The sequence below is a fragment of the Niveispirillum sp. KHB5.9 genome, from assembly GCF_048066115.1.
In the GTDB taxonomy this organism is placed as follows: Bacteria; Pseudomonadota; Alphaproteobacteria; order Azospirillales; family Azospirillaceae; genus Niveispirillum.
The window spans coordinates 905,397-924,346 of record NZ_JBLTYX010000001.1; the positions used below are offsets into that span (position 1 = coordinate 905,397).

Here is an 18,950-nt window from a genome sequence, read left to right on the forward strand (position 1 = left end):
ACCTCCGATGCAATCCGAACCATCGGCGCCCAATCGTGGCGCGACGCTGCTGGGCCAGGGCCTGTTCTGGCAGGAGATGCAGGTCGGCGCGACATTCCGCACCTATACGCGCACCATCACCGAGACCGACCTCGTCAGTTTCGTGACCTTGACCGGGATGCTCGACAGCGGCTTCCTGGACGCCACGCTGGTGGGGCCGATGGGCGGGCGCCCCGTGCCCGGCGCACTGACCCTGTCGATCATCGAAGGCTTCATCATCCAGTCGCTGATCCGGGGCACCGGCATCGCCATGCTGGGCTACACGCTGGAACCGCTGGCGCCGGTGCATGTCGGCGACACCGTGCATGCCATCGTGGAATTCACCGGCGTGCGCCCGACCGCGAAGGGGGACAAGGGGATCGTCGATTCCACGATCACCATCTTCAACCAGCGTGCGGAACCGGTGATGCGCTACAGCTCGCGCCGCATGATCGCCGGCCACCCGCAGGCGGTGGACAAACCATGATGCTGCCGCTCAAGCATATCAAGGTCATCGACCTCACCACCGTGGCGATGGGTCCGCTGGCCAGCCAGTGGCTGGGCGATTTCGGCGCCGACGTGGTCAAGGTCGAAGCACCCGGCGGCGACACGACGCGCCAGACCGGCCCCTCGACCGAGGCCGGGATGGCCGCCATGTTCCTCAGCGCCAACCGCAACAAGCGCAGCATAGTGCTGGACCTGACGCAGGCCAGCGGTCAGCAGGCGCTGGCCCGCCTGATCGATGGTGCCGACGTCTTCATGCACAATATCCGGCCCCAGAAACTGGCGAAGCTGGGGCTGGATCCGGAAAGGCTGATGCAGCGCAACCCAAGGCTGGTCTATGCGGGCCTGCACGGGTTCGGCGAGGCGGGGCCCTATGGCGGGCGCCCGGCCTATGACGACATCATCCAGGGCCTGTCGGGCTGTGCCGACCTGATGCGGCGCCAGACGGGCGAGCCCCAGTATTTCCCGACCATCACCGCCGACAAGACCACCGGGCTGATCGCGGCCATGGCCATCCTGGCGGCGCTGACCGGGCGGGCGGCCGGCGGCAAGGGGTCGGTCATCGAGATCCCGATGTTCGAATGCATGGCCGGCTTCAACCTGGTCGAACATCTCTACGGCCGGCAATTCACCCCCGCGCAGGGGGAGATGGGCTATCCACGCGTACTGTCGCGCCATCGCCATCCCTATCGCACGCGCGACGGCCATGTCTGCATGCTGCCCTATACCGACGCCCATTGGCGCGCCTTCTTCGCGGAGGCAGGGGCGGCCGAACAGGCGACGGACCCGCGCTTTTCCAGCATGGCGGCGCGCACGGCCAATATCGACGCGCTCTATGAGCTTGTCGCCGATCTGGTCGCCCGGCAGGACAGCCGCCACTGGCTGGCGGCGTGCGAACGGATCGGGGTTCCCGCCTCGCCCGTGCTGTCGCTCGACGATCTGATCGACGACCCGCACCTGGCCGCGGTGGGCTTCTTCTCCACCCTGCACGATCCGGTGCTGGGGGAACTGCGCATGCCGGGCGTGCCGGTGCTGTTCGACGGGCAGCGGCCGCCGGTCGCCCTGCCCCCCCGCTTGGGCCAGCACAATGCCGAGCTGCTGGCAAACATCGAAACGGGAGCCTGACCGCTCATGCTCGATACCACGACACGGACCATCTTCACCGAAGATCATGCGATCTTCCGCGACAGTGTGCGCAAACTGTTCAGCCGCGCGCTCATCCCCCATCTGGACGAACATGAGCGCGACGGCGTCGTCGGCCGGGATTTCTGGCTGCAGTGCGGCGTGGCGGGATTGCTGTGCCCCACCGTCGACCCCGCCTTTGGGGGGCCCGGCCTGGATTTCACCTATAATGTGATCGTCCAGGAGGAATTGTCCTATGCCGGGTCGCATGCCGGGCTGGCGATCCAGAACGACATCACCGCCGACTATATCCAGGCCTATGGGTCGCAGGCGCAGAAGCAGCGCTATCTGCCGCGCATGGTCGGCGGCGAATGCATCACCGCCATCGCCATGACCGAACCGTCGGCGGGGTCGGACCTGAAGGCCATCCGCACGGTCGCGCGGCGCGACGGCGATGATTTCATCATCAACGGTTCGAAGATCTATATCACCAACGGTCATAATGCCGATCTGGTGGTCCTGGCCGCGAAGACCGATCCCGCGCGCGGTGCTGCCGGCATGTCGCTGTTCCTGGTGGAGGCGGATACCCCCGGCTTCGTGCGCGGCCGCAAGCTGGATAAGATCGGCCAGCGTTCGGGCGACACGGCGGAACTGTTCTTCCAGGACATGCGCGTTCCCGCCGACAGCCTGCTGGGCGCGGAGAACGCCGCCTTCGGCTATCTGGTGACACAGCTTGCCCAGGAAAGGCTGTCGGTGGCGGTCGCAGCCCAGGCCGCCGCCCAGCGCGCCTTCGATGAGGCGCTGGCCTTCACCCGGCAGCGCCCGGCCTTCGGGAAACGCGTGCTCGATTTCCAGAATACCCGCTTCGTGCTGGCCGGATTGAAGACGGAACTCCAGGTCGGCTGGGCGCATCTGGACTGGGCCATCGCCCGGCATGTGGCGGGCAAGCTGGACGCCCAGGCCGCCTCGGCCGCCAAGCTCTGGCATACGGAGCTGCAGGGCCGTGTCGTCGATGCCGCCCTGCAATTGCACGGCGGTGCCGGCTACATGAACGAATACATGATCGCCCGCCTTTATCGCGACGCCCGCGTCACGCGGATCTATGGCGGCACCAGCGAAATCATGAAGGAAGTCATCGGCCGGGCGCTGTGACGCCAAGCTGCCGGATGGCAGCGCCGACGACTGAGGTCGGTGATCGGTCACGATCATCGCGCGATTGAAAAAGAAGGATCGACCGATGCCCGAAGCCTATATCGTCCAGGCCGTGCGCACCCCTGGGGCCAAGCGCAAGGGCGCGCTGGCCGCCATGCATCCCGCCGACCTGGGCGCCACCGTCCTGGACGCGCTGGTCGACCGGGCCGGCATCGACCCTGCCACGGTGGAGGATGTGATCGTGGGCTGCGTCACGCAGGCGGGCGAGCAATCCTTCGCCTTCGGCCGCAACATGGTCATGGCGTCGCGCCTGCCCGACAGCGTGCCGGCGGTGACGATCGACCGGCAATGCGGCAGCTCGCAGCAGGCCCTGCATTTCGCGGCACAGGCGGTGATGTCCGGCACGCAGGACATCGTCATCGCGGCGGGAGCGGAGAGCATGACCCGGGTGCCGATGCTCTCCAACCTCACCCTGCATGCCCAGGCGGGGCTGGGGGAAGGCCCGTGGAGCCGGGCCATCCGGGACCGTTACGGCGTCACCGAATTCAGCCAGTTCCACGGCGCCCAGGCCATGGCCGACAAATATGGCCTCAGCCGCGCGACGATGGACGCCTACGCGCTGGAAAGCCACCGCCGCGCCGCACGGGCCATCAATGCGGGGGCCTTCGCTGATGAGATCGTGCCTGTCGCCACCTCGGCCGGGCTGTTCACACAGGACGAAGGCGTGCGGTTCGATGCCTCGCTGGACGCCATCGCCTCGGTAAAGACGCTGACCGAGGGCGGCAGCATCACCGCCGCCAATGCCAGCCAGATGACCGACGGCGCCTCCGGGGTCCTGGTGGTCAGCGAGGCGGGACTGAAGCGTTTCGGCCTGACCCCGCTGGCCCGCGTGCATAGCCTGACCGTGACGGCCGGCGATCCCGTCATCATGCTGGAGGAGCCGATCCCGGCGACGGTCAAAGCCCTGGCCCGCGCCGGCCTGCGCCTGGACGATATCGACCTGTTCGAGGTCAACGAGGCCTTCGCCTCGGTGCCGCTGGCCTGGATGAGGGCGCTGGGGGCCGATCCCGCGCGCCTCAACGTGAATGGCGGCGCCATCGCGCTCGGCCACCCGCTGGGCGCGTCGGGCACCCGGCTGATGACGACGCTGATCCACGCGTTGCGGGCGCGGGGCGGGCGCTATGGGCTGCAGACGATGTGTGAGGGTGGCGGCATCGCCAATGTGACAGTCATCGAGAGGCTGTAAGAAGAATTCGTTAAGCATTCGCCAGCGGCACCCAACCAGCCGCCGCCAGTCAAGATCACCATCGGGAAAGTTTCGACGGCCATCACCCAACAGACTCCGATCAACTCAAAGCACCTACGCATTGTACACCTGCTGTCCATGCCGGTAATATTGACTGAACGATAGATCAATTCTATAGAATCAAAACACCAAATCTCCATTGCCCATCAAAATCCGCACCATTAGGAGTGCTTAGGATGACCTTCAAAGGTCACATACAAATAGATGATTTTAAAAATGAAAAGCCACCATCGAAAAATCCAAGCCCGATATTGACAATCTAAACGCTTGTAATTTATCATCATAATCTTAATAATCAACTCAAATGACTGATAACTAGGAATTATTTATCGAATGAATACGAAGACGATTGGCCTGATGATCCGGGATCGCGGGCGCGCATCCGAACGTCGAAGCAAACCCATTTGTCTGTTTCTCGGTGCCGGCACAGATATAGAAGCAGGTGGCCTCACCTTTCAGCAACTCAAGAAAGATGCAATTCATGAATTTCAGGATTCACGTTATGTTGATGCGCTTGATAATGAGGAAATTGATAAAAAGTTTGAAGAAATATTGAAAAATGAAACAGGAGATCGCACTCGCGGCCTAATCATTGATTGGATATTTAATAGAATTGAACGCCTAAATCCAACAGAGGCTCACATCATCACCGCCATTCTTGTTAAGGTCGGCGGAATAGATGCCATTGTAACAACAAATTTTGACACGTTGATCGAGCGTGCTGAAAAGGTAATAGGGGGGCGACTTTTCCAGATATATGCACCGGGCGTGGCGCAGCCCGACATGCTGAATGGCGAGGCGGTGCCGCCACCTGCTCCTATCCTCCTGAAATTGCATGGCGACCTGGAAAGCAAAATAATAACCCACCTCAGTGATGATGAAATCGTCGGCCGGTCTTACAGCGAGTCATCTCAATCTCTGCTAATATATGTTCTGAAAACACACCGCCTGATATTTGTTGGTTACAGCGGGCATGATAATATGGTGGCCGAGGCGATCCGCGCCAGCGACCGTCCGGCTGGGGAAGTCTATTGGGTCAACCGCGCTCCGCCAGAGCACCACGCCCCTGTCGTCCAAGCCCTCGGCCCGACTAACATTGCCTTCGTTAAGAGCACTTACGGCTCATTCATGCAAGAAGTTGCTGAATTGGCTTTTAAAGGAACGAATATAACAATCGACCATGGAACATTCATACGTTCCATAGTGGCAAGCCGAATAAAAGAAGCAAATGAGAGATTTCTCTCCAGCCTTCAACAACGGAGCAAGGCGGAAAGAGAGGCGATTTTCATACCTAGAGGCGAGGTGGAACTCCAACTTGAAAAATTCCGCTCCAAGAAGGGCAATCCACTGGCCGTACTCGCTAGTCCTTCCGGATGCGGAAAGACATCACTGGTTGCCCGGCTTTGTGACCAGGAAAGGGAAGATGGTTTCCCTTCGATTCTGGTTCTGCGGGCACAATCCCTCAGCGACTTGAATTTGGCGGCCCGCATTTCCAGCGAACTGGAATACGGGTCCGGGAATGCGATCGGCCGTCTGTATGATTTCGCCAGTTGGCTCAATTCGATGAACCACGAACTGACCATAGTTCTGGAAGCAGTCAACGAATTCAGTACAAGCATAGATGAAGTCGCAAGGCTGGTTCGAAGTGTCATCGAGATTCTAATCCGTATCCGGAACCAGAAATCAATCAAGTTCCTCATCACGATCCGACAGGAAATCTGGAACGATGTATTCCCGCTGTTGGATATCATGGATGTCGGGCGTGTATTGTGGAGTTCCAGCGACAAGACGGATCGCCTGACCGCCCTGACCTTGGGACGCTTCAGCCTCGCCGAGGCAGAGCAAGCCTTCAAGATTTACGCACAGAAATACCGGTCGAAGACCCGTTGGGGAGAAATCAGCCCATCCATGCAGACCGCGTTGCGGGACCCGTTCCTGCTCGGGTTCGTCATGAGGGAGGGAGCGTCACTTCGCGGCCCCAGCGTCAGCCGCCGCCTGATCGAGGAAGCGATACGCCAGCAACTGCTTCAGCGTCTTTCGCCACGAAAGCTGGAGACGCTGCTATCATCGCTCAGCAAGCTGGCCGCCACCATGATTAGGGACCGGTCGACCACCATCCAGGAAAGCATGCTGGCTGATTGCGGGGTACATGCGGAGGATTTGGCCCTCCTGATTGATGCCGGCATCCTGACCGATCACGGGAACAGAAATCTCGATTTCGGACATGACAGGCTCGCGGAAGTCTTCTTTGCCTGTGCCATCGAAGATCAGGCTGCACTACCGCTTCAGGATCCGGAGGACCTGCAGGCGGCCTTGCGGCAAGCCGGCATTGTCACCCGCCTGCGCGGCGCTCTGGTCAGTTGCTTCGCCATGGGACGTCCGGATCAAGCCAGCCGCAACCGTACACTGCTCCGCTCCGCCTGCCAAATCATCGGCCGACACTTGCAAGATGTCACTCAAACCACGAAGAATCTACACAGCTTTGTAAAGGACGTCCTTATAGAGATGGCAGCCCACAATCCCGACCAGTACCGGGATCTGTTTGGCCAAGATCTTCTGAGTGGTAAGAGTCCGGCTTTCATGCGGCCTATTCTGCTGCAGGCCGCGAATTTTCTGCCGGATGGCCATACATTTGCAATCTGGATTGATGCACTGGAGCATGGATCGGAATCCGAAAGGGTGGAAGTCGAGACATTTCTTTATGATCGCGTGGCGCGAAACTTCCTGAACCGATGGGAATTACAGCTCTCGCCGATCACCAGTCCCGTCCTCTCCCGTTGGTTTCGGGACAGCAAGGCCGGTCCCGTCCTGCAGATATGCCGGTTGCTGAACCTGGCTTCCCGGCTTGGGCCGGATAATCTCAGCCAACGCGAGTGGGACGCCTTCACGCAGGAGCTTTCCCGATACATTCAGGAAATCTCGATCGATCTGGACCTGACGCCATCTGATGACCTGATCGCCACATGGGGCGCTCCGTTGATCAACGTGTCGGAGATAGATGCCAACCGCTTCATCTTCAACGCCCGCCCCGACTGGTTGTCGGCTTACTACATGGATCCGGCTCGTAGCGGCCCATTTAAGGATTTGTGGTCCAAATTGCAGGACGGGAGCGTCCTGACAGCGGATGATTTCATGAGGATAGCCCCCTTGGCGTCGGAAATCGGGCATCCAATACGGTTCATCATTGCAAATTTGCTCTGGGCGATCAGTTTCCGTCAGAAGCCCACGGCAACTGTCGATCAACTGGTCAGGGCGCTGGAACGGCTCCCCGCCAACATTCCGGTTGAACAGATAGACCTGCTGCTCAGCTGCGTATTTGCTTCTCATTCAATCAATGGGGTCAATGCCTTTTCCATACTTGATAGATTTACACGCAGCATATTCTCTCGACTTCCTCAGGCTTACATTGTAAATCCAGGGCAGTGGCGTGCCCAAATGCAAGGTAAATTCCTGGATGATTTCGACCAGCAGTTTGAAGATGGCTTCAATCCTCTTGCGTTCTATTTCTATCACGCCCCGTCAGAAGCACGACAAAATGTAAGCTATGCTCGCTTCGACGCGAAGGGCGGGACCGTGCCCTTTTACGATGAATTGCTCCTGCGCTTCGAGACGGAAAAGTCCGGCAAGGGCATTATGCAGATCGTTCATGCATTGGGACAAATGGCCAGTATCTGGCCTGAATGTGCCATGGATGAGCTTCTCAAACTGGTGGGACGGCAGGAGCCGACAATCCGCCGCTCATTGATCCGGGTGCTCGCGGAATGTTTCCACCGTTTTCCTGTCGAAACGGCCGCATTGATTGCCCGTTCCGGTGCCGCCTTGTCATCGGATGACCGTTATCTCATCGAATGCGCCCTCGATTCCAGGATCAAGCACCGCACCTTCGAACAACTGCAATGGTCGCGCATCATTGTCACACTCGAAGCAGTTTGCAATCAGCCCATTCTGCCGATCATCTGCCAGGCATTGATCACCGCCACCTCCTGGAGTGAAGCGATGCAAGCCATCATACGCAATATCCTTGCATCGCTGAGGAAGACCGATGGCCCCTGAACCCCTTCTTCCTATTGCACGGCCTTTAAGTATTTTTCAAAAAGGTCGAGGAACAGATGTACTTCGTGTTCCGTCATCGTCACCGCGGGCGATAGCGTAATAATATTATCGTGATATCCGCCAACGGTCAGCAGCAACCCCAAAGGGGTCGACAAGGTATCAGGGCAACTATCAGCCTGAAGTGCCGCCTCCTTGACCGCGGAAGCCCGTTCGCCCCAGGGCCGGCGGCTTGCCGGGTGACAGAATTCCACACTGATGGCCAGACCAAGACGATCGACACGCCCAATGCTGGGCTCGTTATTTGCAATCCTGCGAAGCCCATCCTCGATTAATCCCCCCACCCGTTCAGCCATCTGCTCGAAGTCGGTGCTGCGCATGATGGAGAACGTTGCCAGACCAGCCGCCATGCCCACGGGGTGCCCGGCAAAGGTGGCGTGGGCAGAACTTGGGGTCCATACCGACGGATCAAGCAATGGTTCGCGTGCCCAAAGGCCGGAAACCGGGAACAGCCCATTGGTCAGCGCCTTTCCGAAAAGCAGAATATCGGGTTCCACTTTGAAATTCTCCAACGACCAGAGCTTTCCGGTTCGGTAGATACCCATTTGTATGTCATCACATATTAATAACACGCCATATTTTGATAGAACTTCTTTCAATCTGGGGAAATACTCTGGCGGCGGTGCAATGTACCCTCCCCTCCCAAGAACGGGCTCTGCCAGGAAAGCGGTATATTCAAGGGCGCCAGATGGATCCCTGATTCCAGCGAACTCGGATTCGAAAAGGCGTTCGAATTGAGAAACACAATAATATCCGCACTCTGAAAGTGACTTTCCATATGGGCATCTATAACAATATGGGAATGGTACAAAACTTGCTCGATGATCGCCGCCGAATTTATGGCGATATCTGTACGAGGAACTGACCGACGCTGCGGCAAGGGTTCTGCCGTGATAACTTCCCTCGAAGGCAAAAACCGACCTGCTGCCGGTTGCCACGGCTACGACTTTCAGGGCGTCTTCGACTGCTTGTGCACCCGACACACTGAAATGGACGCGCCCTTTTTTCCCGAAGCGGTCCTGGACGGATAATGCAATTTCAGCGGCGAGTTCGATGCGAGCAGCTGACTGATATTCACTGCCAATTCCCGGCAGATCCTCCAGCTGGTTCACTACAGCGTCATGATGAGTGGGGCTGCCATATCCGAAATTTGCAGAGCTATTGAACATTTGCATGTCCAATAATTCCCTTCCATCGTCCGTTTTTAGGAAAACCCCATTCGATTTACTGACTACTATTTTGTTATTTCTTTTTCCAGCCGTATCTCCTTGGGATGTGAATTCCGCTTCCGACGCGCGCAGTTCGGCTGGTGATTTCATGGTAATTCCTAGTTATCAGTCAACCCCGGTTGACCACCGCCGTTCCCCTTTCACTCTTCCCAGCGTATCCGCCCTCTCCAGGGTTGCCTTGAGGCTCATATCGCTGACCTGGGTGTAGATTTGTGTGGTCGCGATGCTGGCGTGCCCCAGAAGCTTCTGCACAAACCGTATATCAACACCCGCCTCGATCAGCTGGGTGGCGGCGGTGTGGCGCAACATGTGGGGGGTTACACGTCGATTAAGACCGGCTTGTTCCGCCAAGCGGACAACAAGCCGCCGGATATGTTGGGTATCGACCGGGCTGCCGGTCGACGTGACCAACAATTTCTCCGACCTGGGCCTGAGGGAGCATCGGCTTTTGAGATACTGACGGAGTGTCGATGCCGCCTCACCCTTGGGCAAGAAGACGCGGCGTTCCCGATTGCCCTTCCCGCGGACAAGGATGCTGCTATCATTGGAATCCAGGTCGTCAACAGAGACGTTTGCCAACTCCCCAACTCTCAGACCCGTTGAAAACAAGCAGATAATGATGAACCTGAGCAGCATGCTGGCGTGCCCAGGCTGCCCATCGCAAGCGCGCAGCAAGGTGCGCATCTCGCCGGCCGCCAGATTCCTCGGCAGACGACGGGGCAACCGGATGCTCAAGTCCAGGCGATGAAAAGGGCTGAGGGCAATGACCTCATCCCGCTCAAGCCATCTGAACATCACCTTCAGGGACGCCATTCGGCGCTTGGCGGAGGCTTCCTTCAGGCAATCGACATCGAACAGCTTGCGCGCATACCGCCGAAGGCATTCCCGGTCGATTTCGACAACGGGCTGGCCCCCCCTCATGAACCGGGAAAAATCGCCGAGATCGGTCTGATAGGCACGCAATGTATTGGCGGAAAGTCGCTTTGCGATGCGACAATGATCGAGGAAACGGGCAATGGCATCGGCCAGAGAGCAATCCATGAGGTCCCCACGGGCAGTTAGGACTGCCTGTTTCCCCGTCGGATCGTTGAAGTGCAAGCGCCTCGTTAACCTGCCCTGCCCGGTCCGATGGTGCAGGCCGGGGCGCCCGTGCCTGTGCTATTCGAGGTTCAAACAACTCCATTTGAACTGACAGAGCTATCGGCTGTTGTTGTAGCTGTTGGTTTGCTGGAGCACCGGCCCGTCGAGTTCCTCCAGCACCTGCCATGCCAGACGCGTCAGCAAGGTCATGTCGCCGTTCAGTGCCTGGCGGCTGGCCTCTTCGATGGCGGCCATCCGCTGGGGGGTGCGCGCGGCGATGCGGTCGAGCGACCAGTTGCCCGGAAGATACCAGTCCCTTGCCTGCCCGGCGCTGACCACCAGGATCAGTTCCACCAGATTGACCACGCCGAGCAGGGTCTGCACCGGCCCCTTGCCCGCATAGAGATCCATGAGGCGGTTGGTGGCGGTGGCGCGCAAATTCTCCGTCAGGCGGGCATCGCGTGGCGGGGGGCCTAGTTCCAGGATGGAGCGTGCCTCGGCCTGAAGGCGGTTGAACAGGCCTTCATCCCCGGTCAGAAGCGCAGCATGTTCCAACGCATTGGCGATGAACGGATATTGCCGGCGGTCCTGGCGGGGGCGCACCAGCAGTTCATAGAAGCTGTTCGTATCGAACAGGTTGCATTCCAGCGGCACGCCCTCGAAAACCAGGGTGCGCTTCTCTGCCACCCTGCCGGCGGAGACGATGACATAGAGATCGATATCGGAAAGCGGCCCGACCGTTCCGCGCGCCACCGAGCCGAACAGGAAGGCCATGGCGACGTTCTGGAATTCCCGCCTGACATAGTTCAGGGCGATATCCTTCAGTTCCGACACCCCGATCTGACCGGATATGCAGTCCGGGCGCAACGCGCCCAGCCGCCCGGTGAGCGCCGTCCGGGTTTGCTCATCCAACAGGTTCGTGTACGACATCAGGCACTTCCTTGGGCCAGGGGAACAGGAATGGCGGGCGCCGGCAGGCGGGACACCGCATGGCACAGCATCTGTGCGACGAAGGCGATCCAGGCACCCCAATGGTTGGCCTGGGTGATCTGCCGCAGCCGGTAATCGTGATAGGTGCGGTTGCACCAGACCACGAGGTCGATCGGCAGGGGTGACAGGTCCGTGTCCAGGCAGGCACCCATGCCGGCCAGCAGCAGGCGGCGGCTGGTGCGGCCGTTGCCATCGGCGAACGGATGCAGGAAATTGATCGCCGCGTAGCAGCCGGCCAGCGTCGCCAGATCGCCCCCGGCCACCGCCCGGTTGGCTTCGGCCAGAATGAAGGCCAGCCCCTCGTCCAGGAAGTCGGCTGACGGCGCCTGGAAGTCGATGCTGTCGTCGGCGCGCCTCAGCGCGATGCTCCCCCGGCGCAGGCCGGCCGGCGCGTCGGGCAGCAGCGCCGCGTGAAGGGCCAGCAGATCGCCGGGCACCGCCTGGCCGATCCTGAGACGCAAGGCCAGGACCCGCACGGCGGCCGTCACCTCCGGCCGGTCGGCCTGACCGATCCGCGCCGCGATTTCAGCGCTGATCGGCGCCCGCTGGATACGGCTGGCCGGGATCTGCGCCACCTTGTCGATGGGCAATTGCAGGTCTTCCCAGCAGGCGGATGCGGGTGGCGGCAGTCCCGCCGCGAACCAGGGTCGCGCCATCCGCACCGCCCGCGCCAGTTCGGCCTGCAGGCGCGGGTGATCCCAGCCATGGACGGTGATCAGCGCCAGCGGCTCCAGGTGGCGCTGCCGGTCGAAGCAGGGTGGGAGGGCGGCCTCAGCGCACACGGTTCAGCCTCCCCCCGGTCAGCTGATAGACCTGGGCCGCCCGGCGCAGTGCTGCTTCACGATGGGCCACGATCACCGTCGTCATCCGCAGCGAGGCGAGATTGTCGACGATCTTCGCCTCGGTCTGCGGATCCAGGTTGGACGTGGCCTCGTCCAGGATCAGGATCTGCGGCATCTGATAGAGGCAGCGGGCGATCAGCAGCCGCTGACGCTGTCCGGCCGACAGTCCGACACCGGCCTCGCCCACCAGTGTGTCATATCGCATCTGCATGTTGCGGATATCGTCATCCAGGGCGGCCATGCCGGCGGCCCAATGCACGCGCGCCAGGTCCGGCTCATCCTCGAAAAGCGAGATATTGTCCAGGATGGTGCCGGCGAACGGGGTTTCGCCCTGCATCACCACCGCCATGCGATAGGGCATCAGATGCCGGGTCGCCGGCGTGATCCGGTCACGGTCCACGCGGATTTCCCCCAGCGTCGGCGCACGCAGCCCCAGCATGAGATTGAGCAAGGTCGTCTTGCCGACACCGGAAGACCCCACGATGCCCACCGTTTCACCCGGCTGGATGTCCAGGGACAGATCCTGGAACAGCCAGGGAAGATGCGGCGCGTAGCGGAACGAGCATTGCGCCAGGGTGAGGCCCACCTCGCTCTCCGTCTTGCCGGGCAGGCGGCGGGCCCCGCCGCCGGCGGTCATGCCGCCGCTGGTGAGCGGTTCCGCGACGAATTCGGCCACCCGCGCCACATGGGCGGCCGTCGTGGTCAGGTCGACGATGGCGGATTCCAGTTTCGACACCTTCCCCGTGAGCTGGCCCATGAAGGCGATATAGGCCACCAGCATGCCGACGCTCATGGTCTTGTCCTCCACCGACTGGACGCCCAGCGCCAGCACGGCGGCGGTCTGGAGAAGCGTCAGCGCTTCGGTGGATACCATCAGGCCCAGATTGCCCATCGCCGCCCGCTCGCCGGCATGCATGGAATCGAAGACCCGGCGTCCCCACCGGGAATGAACCATGCTTTCCAGCCCGAATATGCGCAGCGGCACGATGTTGCGGATCGCCTCCAGCAGCAGCGAGCTTTCGGCCGATGCCGCCACCGACGCCTCGTTGGTGAGCACCTTCATGCGCCGGCCGATGAAGCGGACGAGTGTCAGTTTCGCCGCGACGACGGTCAATACGATCACCGTGCTCCACAGATCATAGATGGCCATGATCACCAGCAGCACCACCGACATCAGCCCTTCGGAAAGGGAGGTGACGACATTGTCGGTCAGGGTGCGCTGTATCTGCCGCAGTGGTGACAGCCTGGTCAGGATATCGCCCGTCGACCGTTCCTCGAAGAAGGTGGTGGGCAGGCGCAGCAGCCGGTAGACGATCCAGTTCATCAGGTCCAGTGACGCCGTGGTGCCCAGCGATACCGAGAACAGGCCGCGCGCCGTCATCGTCAGCAGCGACATCACCGCCACGATGGCGAAGACCACGAACATGGATGCCACCATGTCGTGCCTGCCGCGCAGGATGACATCGTCGATCAGCACCTGGCTGAACAGCGGCAAGCCCAGCGTCAGCACCTGCAGCGCCAGCGACAGGCCGATCAGCAACGGAATCCCGCCCTGCATCGTCAGGGCACGGGTCAGCAGTGTGGAGACGTTGAAGCCGGACCCGGCCGCGCCGGACTTGCCGGGCGAGCGCTCGAAATGCGGTGACGGGCGCACCAGCATCACGAAGCCGGTGAAATGGTCGGAGATCGCCGCCCATGGCACCCGCCTCTCCCCGATGGCGGGGTCGTGAATCCAGGCATAGCGCCGCGACGCCCGCACCAGCACCACGAAATGGCGCATGTCCCAATGCAGCACCGCCGGCAGGCGGATGCCCTTCAGATGGTCCAGCTCCAGCCGATAGGGCTCGCACTCCAATCCGTGATCGGTCGCGATCGCCATCATCTGGCGCAAGGTCGTGCCCCGGAACGATGTCGGGGTCGCCCGCCGCAGATCGGCCAGGGACACCGCGCGGCCGAACGAGGCGAAGATCATCGAAAGGCAGGCCAGGCCGCATTCGCTCGGCTCGGACTGCAGGATGACCGGGGTTCTCGGCATGGTTGGTCCTGATTGTTGGGGATGCCGGGGTCAGGTCTGTGTCCGCGCGTCGGGCCGCAGCCCATAGCGCTTGGTCATTTCCCGCAGCATGAAGGCCATGGGATCGATCAGGCGCAGCAGCAGCGGACGCACGCTCATCACGATCTCACCGCTCAGGGTCATGCCCGGCTTCAGGTCGATCTCGCGTCCCCGCACCCTGAACGGTTCGGTCAATCGCACCCGGATCCGATAGGCCGGGTTGGTCCGGTCCATCCATTCGGGCAGATAGCTGGGCGGCACCAGCGCCTGGGAAACCACCCGCACCTCGCCGGAGATCGAACCGAAGAGATGGGCCGGGAACGCGTCGAGACGCAGCGATACCGGCATGTCGGGTTCCACCGCGCCGATGCTGTCGCTGGGAACGAACAGATCGACCTCCAGCGGATCGTCCGGCGCCACCATGGTCAGCACCGGCTTGTCCGGTGCCACGGACGCGCCGCGGTTGACGCTGATGGACGCCACGATGCCGTCATAGGGGGCGGTGATGCTGACGGCCTGGTCGGTATCGATATCGACCAGCTTCTCCTTCAATTCCGCGATCTCCTGATTGATCATCGCTTCATTCATCGCCACGCGGGCACGGGCCTCGCTGATCTCGGGTTCGATCTGCTCCAGGTGGAGCGCCGTGGTCCGCAGACTGGCCCGCCGGTCGCGCAGGTCGACCTCCGCCTTCAGCAGATCGGTCTCCGCCTTCTCCATCTGCAGGATCGTGGCATTGCCCGCGTGCTGAAGGGCGCGCAACCGCTCCATCTGCGCGCGCAGGATTTCCGTCACCTGCTCTTGCTGCCCGACGGCCTGACGGGCGATCTCGATACGGTCGGGCAGGGTCAGGCGTTCCTGTTCCAGCCGCCTGATCGTCGCCAGATCGATCTCCCGCTGCTGCGCCGCACGCCGCTCCAGCAGCGCGATCTGGGTCCGCAGTTCCTGGAAACGGGAATTGGTGGAGCTGGTGCCTTTGGAGCCATGCAGGTCGATCGTCACGATCGCCAGCACATCCCCGGCTTTCACGGCCTGCCCCTCATGCGCCAGCAGTTCGGTGACGGTGCCGCGGACGCTGGAAAGGACACGGCCGATGCCGCCGACCGGCACCACTTCGCCCGGTGCCGTCACCACCTCCGAATAGGGGGCGGCGCACAGCCCCAGGATGATCGCGACCGCCATCGCCAGCACCCATTTGCCGAAGATGCGCTTGGGGCGGGGATCGAAGAAGGTTTCCGACCCCCAGGTCAGAAAGCGGCGCGCCTCGGCCACCTCCCGGCGGAAGCCGACCGGCTGATCCGGCGTGCCCGCCGCAGCGGGAGGCCCGGAAGGGGGCGATGGTGATGCCAGGTCCGGCCGGTGGATTTCCTGCACGCTCATGCGCCGGCACCTGCATGGATCATGCGCAGCGGTGCCGGATCCTCCTCCGTCGCTGCCGGCAGCGCCCGCCCGAAGCAACGACCGAGGAAGCGGTCCTGAAGGCCCACGGCGGCCAGCATGGCCTTGGGGTCGCTGAAGGAATGCCCCTCTTCCGGGGCCACCGCGAAGCTGACCAGTTGCGGTTTGCGGCTGTAAAGGGCGTCGGCATAGCGTTTCACATCGTCCAGCGGTGCGCGGGGATCGCGTCCGCCATGGATCAGCAGCACCGGTGCCGCGACCTTGTCCAGCCGCGTGATGGGGGAGATGGTGGTCAGGTGATCGCGGACCGAAGCATCGTCGAAATCACCCAGGGCCTTCTTCAGCTGCGCCTTGGAGGATCGTTCGGCAGCCGCATATCGGGGCGCGAAGCTGCCCAGGTCCACGGCCGCGGCGATGGCGATCGTGCATCGCGCCGGCACCTCGTCCTGGCTGGCCAGCATCAGGGCGGCAAAGCCGCCATAGCTGCCGCCGACAAAGGCGGGGGGCCCCTGATCCACTCCCGGCTGGCGCAGGGCCCACCGCGTGGCATCCAGGATGTCGGCCAGCATGGCGCCCGACCATTCCCCGTCCCCCGCGCGGGTGAAGGCGGCGCCGAACCCCGTCGATCCCCTGAAATTGACGCGGAGCACCGCATAGCCGCGTGCGGCCAGCCAATGCAGGGTACGGTCATAATCGAACCGGTCCCGCCGCCACGGCCCGCCATGGATCAGTACCACCAGCGGTGCCGCACCCGGCCGGTCCGGCAGCGTGAGATAGACCGGCAGCCGCAATCCGTCGCGCGCCGTCACCCAGTCGGCAACCTGACGCGCCGGCATGGGCGGCCCCGGCATCTCCGCCAGGGGCGGCGACCATTGCCCGTTATCGGGCCGGTACAGAAGATAGGCGGCGGGGCGGTCGGCATAACGCCGCTTCACCAGCCACAGCCCATTCCTGGCGCGGGCCGCGATCTCGGCGAAACCGCCATCGACGGCCAGTCCCGCCATCGTGCCCGCCATCGCCGGATCCACCACCGTGCGTTCCGGCACCAGCCGTTCCCGGACATAGGCCAGCAGTTCCGGCTCCTGCCGGGCGAAAAGCGGGGCTGTCACATCATGGTCGGGGGTCAGGATCACCGTCGCCCCGGCGCCGTCGAGATCAAAGCCGGTCAGGCCCGGATAATCCTGCTGCGGCTGGGCGGTCCTGAAGATGGCGATCCGCCGGCCGGCCGCGGTGCGCATCAGCGATACCGGTTCATTGGTGCCGGCCGTCCCGGCATCGACCAGCACGGAACCCGGCTGGCCCGCCGGTGTCAGGGCGATCCATTGCATCTTGCTGCCGCCGCCGATCTGCAGCGCCACCGCCGGCAATCCCTGGTCGTCGGCAACAAACCAGCCATAGTTTCCGGGCGGTGTTATGTCCACCGCCGGCCGCACCCCCTTGCCGTCGATCCGGACCAGCCGGACCGCGGCACCCTGCTGGGGCGTATGCATCACCAGATAGGCGCCGTCACCATCGGGCGTGCCCGAAACCAGCCGCACCCGGCCCGGCAGGTCCGGGGTGAGGTCGGTGACGGACCGGGTGGCCACATCGGCGACATAGGTCCGCTCACCACCGCCGGACGCCTCAGTCGCGCGCAGGAAAAGCCGCTGGCCGTCCTGCGCCCAGGTCATCGCCTGCACCCTGACCGGCAGCGAAATGGACACCGGCGCCCCCTGCACATCCTGCGTATCCAGGAAATGCAGCACCGGCGCGTCGGCGACCGGGACGCGGGCGACGCGCAGCCCGTCGGGGCTGAGCGAAAGCAGGCCCGGCCCGGGCAGTGACAGGATCGCCGCCGGCGACCCCGGATCTTCCGCTCTCGCGCATTGCATGCCGGACATACTCACCAACAATGACAGGAACAGACCCTCAAGAGGCAGCCGCATGGACCGTCTCCCGTGATGCCGCCGGTTGCAATGCCTCCTGCAACCGCTCGAACGGCAGGCCGGAATTCAGCAGATATGCCGCCATATGCCCGTAGAAATGGCGCAGATCGGCGCAAATGACGCTCTCATTGGCGAAACCGCTCTCCTTCGCATGGCGATTGACCAGACGCCCGCCACGGCAGACATTGGACCAGTGGCAATTGTTGCAGGCCGGCGCCAGATTGACAAAAGCATCGGACATTTCGCGCATATAGGGAAGCGCCATGAAGTCCTTCAGACTGATGTTGGTGACCGAATTGCCCGACGCGAACCAATCGCCATGGGCCGCGCGCAGCGTATCGTCGGGATTGACTTCGCCATTGCTTGAAATGGTCAGCGCGCAATAGTTCCGCATGACGTCGGTTTCCAGCCGCTGCATGCCGGCGCGCCCGAAAGCCAGCCGCATCATGTTCTGGCGGAACAGGCGGACATGGATGGACGGATTGTCATCCGCCGTCCATTCATCGAACGCTTCGGTGAGGAACCGCCCGAACTGGCCGATCTGATCCCCGGGCAGCGTGTCATGCGTTTCCAGCGGCAGCAGGAAATCGATACCGCGCGCGCCCAGTTCATCCACGAAATGCCGGTAAACCTCGCGGCCGTTGAAATCGGGGTTGATGACGCACAGGATGCCGGGCGTGCGGATGCGCCCGGCGGCGGCGGCATCACGCAGCAGGCGCCATCCGGCCGCCGTGGCGGCGTAGGTGCCACGCCCCTGATGGTCCACCCGGTACCGGTCGTTCAATTCCGGCGGGCCGTCCAGGCTGACACCGACGACGAAATCATAGCGGGAGAATATGTCCAGCCACTCCTGGTCCACCAGCGTGGCATTGGTCTGGATCTTCAAGACCAGATCGGCGACCGGGCCAACGATCGCGCGGAACGTCTCGCACGCATTGATGAAGGATTCCTTCTTCAGCAGCATCGGTTCCCCGCCATGGAAATCGATCACCACCTGGTCGGCGCCAAGGTCGATGGCACCCTGGGCCAGGAATTGCGCGATATCCTTCACCACGGCCGGCTTCATGATCGGCGGGTGACGCTCATAGTCCTTGTTGTGCTTATTGAAGAAATAACAATAGGAACAATCGATGTTGCAGCGCTCAGTCGCCTTGATGATGCACTCGATCCGCCGTGTGCTTCCTTTTCGCAATCCGCTCATGGTCGCCCCTTATCCGAAGG

At 62.1% G+C, this 18,950-nt stretch carries 13 protein-coding genes; 5 read left to right on the forward strand and 8 right to left on the reverse strand.

All coding sequences use genetic code 11. The annotated features are described in order from the left end of the window. Positions 1-7: 7 nt before the first annotated feature. The 5 genes from ACM9HJ_RS03650 (at position 8) to ACM9HJ_RS03670 (ending at position 8,155) form a co-directional block, all read left to right on the forward strand. Complete coding sequence (locus ACM9HJ_RS03650; RefSeq protein WP_416570323.1) at positions 8-505, forward strand: MaoC family dehydratase; 498 nt, start codon at positions 8-10, stop codon at positions 503-505. Beyond that, a complete protein-coding gene (locus ACM9HJ_RS03655) occupies positions 502-1,647 on the forward strand; it encodes a CaiB/BaiF CoA transferase family protein (protein WP_416570324.1) in 1,146 nt (381 codons plus the stop codon). The genes ACM9HJ_RS03650 and ACM9HJ_RS03655 overlap by 4 nt, the downstream gene beginning before the upstream one ends. A 6-nt stretch (positions 1,648-1,653) precedes the next feature. Further along, positions 1,654-2,796, forward strand: a complete 1,143-nt coding sequence (locus ACM9HJ_RS03660; RefSeq protein ID WP_416570325.1) for an acyl-CoA dehydrogenase family protein — start codon at positions 1,654-1,656, stop codon at positions 2,794-2,796. An 85-nt stretch (positions 2,797-2,881) separates the two neighbouring features. After that, on the forward strand, positions 2,882-4,042 hold the full coding sequence (locus ACM9HJ_RS03665; RefSeq protein ID WP_416570326.1) for an acetyl-CoA C-acetyltransferase: 1,161 nt from the start codon (positions 2,882-2,884) through the stop codon (positions 4,040-4,042). A 393-nt stretch (positions 4,043-4,435) separates the two neighbouring features. Then, positions 4,436-8,155: an SIR2 family protein gene (locus tag ACM9HJ_RS03670; RefSeq protein ID WP_416570327.1), complete on the forward strand. Its 3,720-nt coding sequence runs from the start codon at positions 4,436-4,438 to the stop codon at positions 8,153-8,155. An 11-nt stretch (positions 8,156-8,166) separates the two neighbouring features. Here the strand turns inward: ACM9HJ_RS03670 and ACM9HJ_RS03675 are convergent, their stop codons facing one another. The 8 genes from ACM9HJ_RS03675 to ACM9HJ_RS03710 form a co-directional block, all read right to left on the reverse strand. Then, a complete protein-coding gene (locus tag ACM9HJ_RS03675; protein WP_416570328.1) occupies positions 8,167-9,531 on the reverse strand; it encodes an aspartate aminotransferase family protein in 1,365 nt (454 codons plus the stop codon). Positions 9,532-9,546: 15 nt separating this feature from the next. Further along, a complete protein-coding gene (locus ACM9HJ_RS03680) occupies positions 9,547-10,482 on the reverse strand; it encodes a tyrosine-type recombinase/integrase (RefSeq protein WP_416570329.1) in 936 nt (311 codons plus the stop codon). Between the two features lie 156 nt (positions 10,483-10,638). Further along, complete coding sequence (locus ACM9HJ_RS03685; RefSeq protein ID WP_416570330.1) at positions 10,639-11,451, reverse strand: nucleotidyltransferase domain-containing protein; 813 nt, start codon at positions 11,449-11,451, stop codon at positions 10,639-10,641. Next, entirely contained in the window at positions 11,451-12,293 is an 843-nt protein-coding gene (locus tag ACM9HJ_RS03690; RefSeq protein WP_416570331.1) for a Fic family protein, read from the reverse strand. Before ACM9HJ_RS03690 ends, ACM9HJ_RS03685 begins: the two co-directional genes overlap by 1 nt. Further along, positions 12,283-14,388 (reverse strand): peptidase domain-containing ABC transporter, encoded by a 2,106-nt coding sequence (locus ACM9HJ_RS03695; protein ID WP_416570332.1) that lies wholly within the window; start codon positions 14,386-14,388, stop codon positions 12,283-12,285. The genes ACM9HJ_RS03690 and ACM9HJ_RS03695 overlap by 11 nt, the downstream gene beginning before the upstream one ends. A gap of 30 nt (positions 14,389-14,418) precedes the next feature. Further along, a complete protein-coding gene (locus ACM9HJ_RS03700; RefSeq protein WP_416570333.1) occupies positions 14,419-15,786 on the reverse strand; it encodes an HlyD family secretion protein in 1,368 nt (455 codons plus the stop codon). Further along, positions 15,783-17,675 (reverse strand): alpha/beta fold hydrolase, encoded by a 1,893-nt coding sequence (locus tag ACM9HJ_RS03705; RefSeq protein WP_416570334.1) that lies wholly within the window; start codon positions 17,673-17,675, stop codon positions 15,783-15,785. The genes ACM9HJ_RS03700 and ACM9HJ_RS03705 overlap by 4 nt, the downstream gene beginning before the upstream one ends. 37 nt (positions 17,676-17,712) lie before the next feature. After that, positions 17,713-18,930: a radical SAM protein gene (locus ACM9HJ_RS03710; RefSeq protein WP_416570335.1), complete on the reverse strand. Its 1,218-nt coding sequence runs from the start codon at positions 18,928-18,930 to the stop codon at positions 17,713-17,715. Positions 18,931-18,950 lie beyond the last annotated feature (20 nt).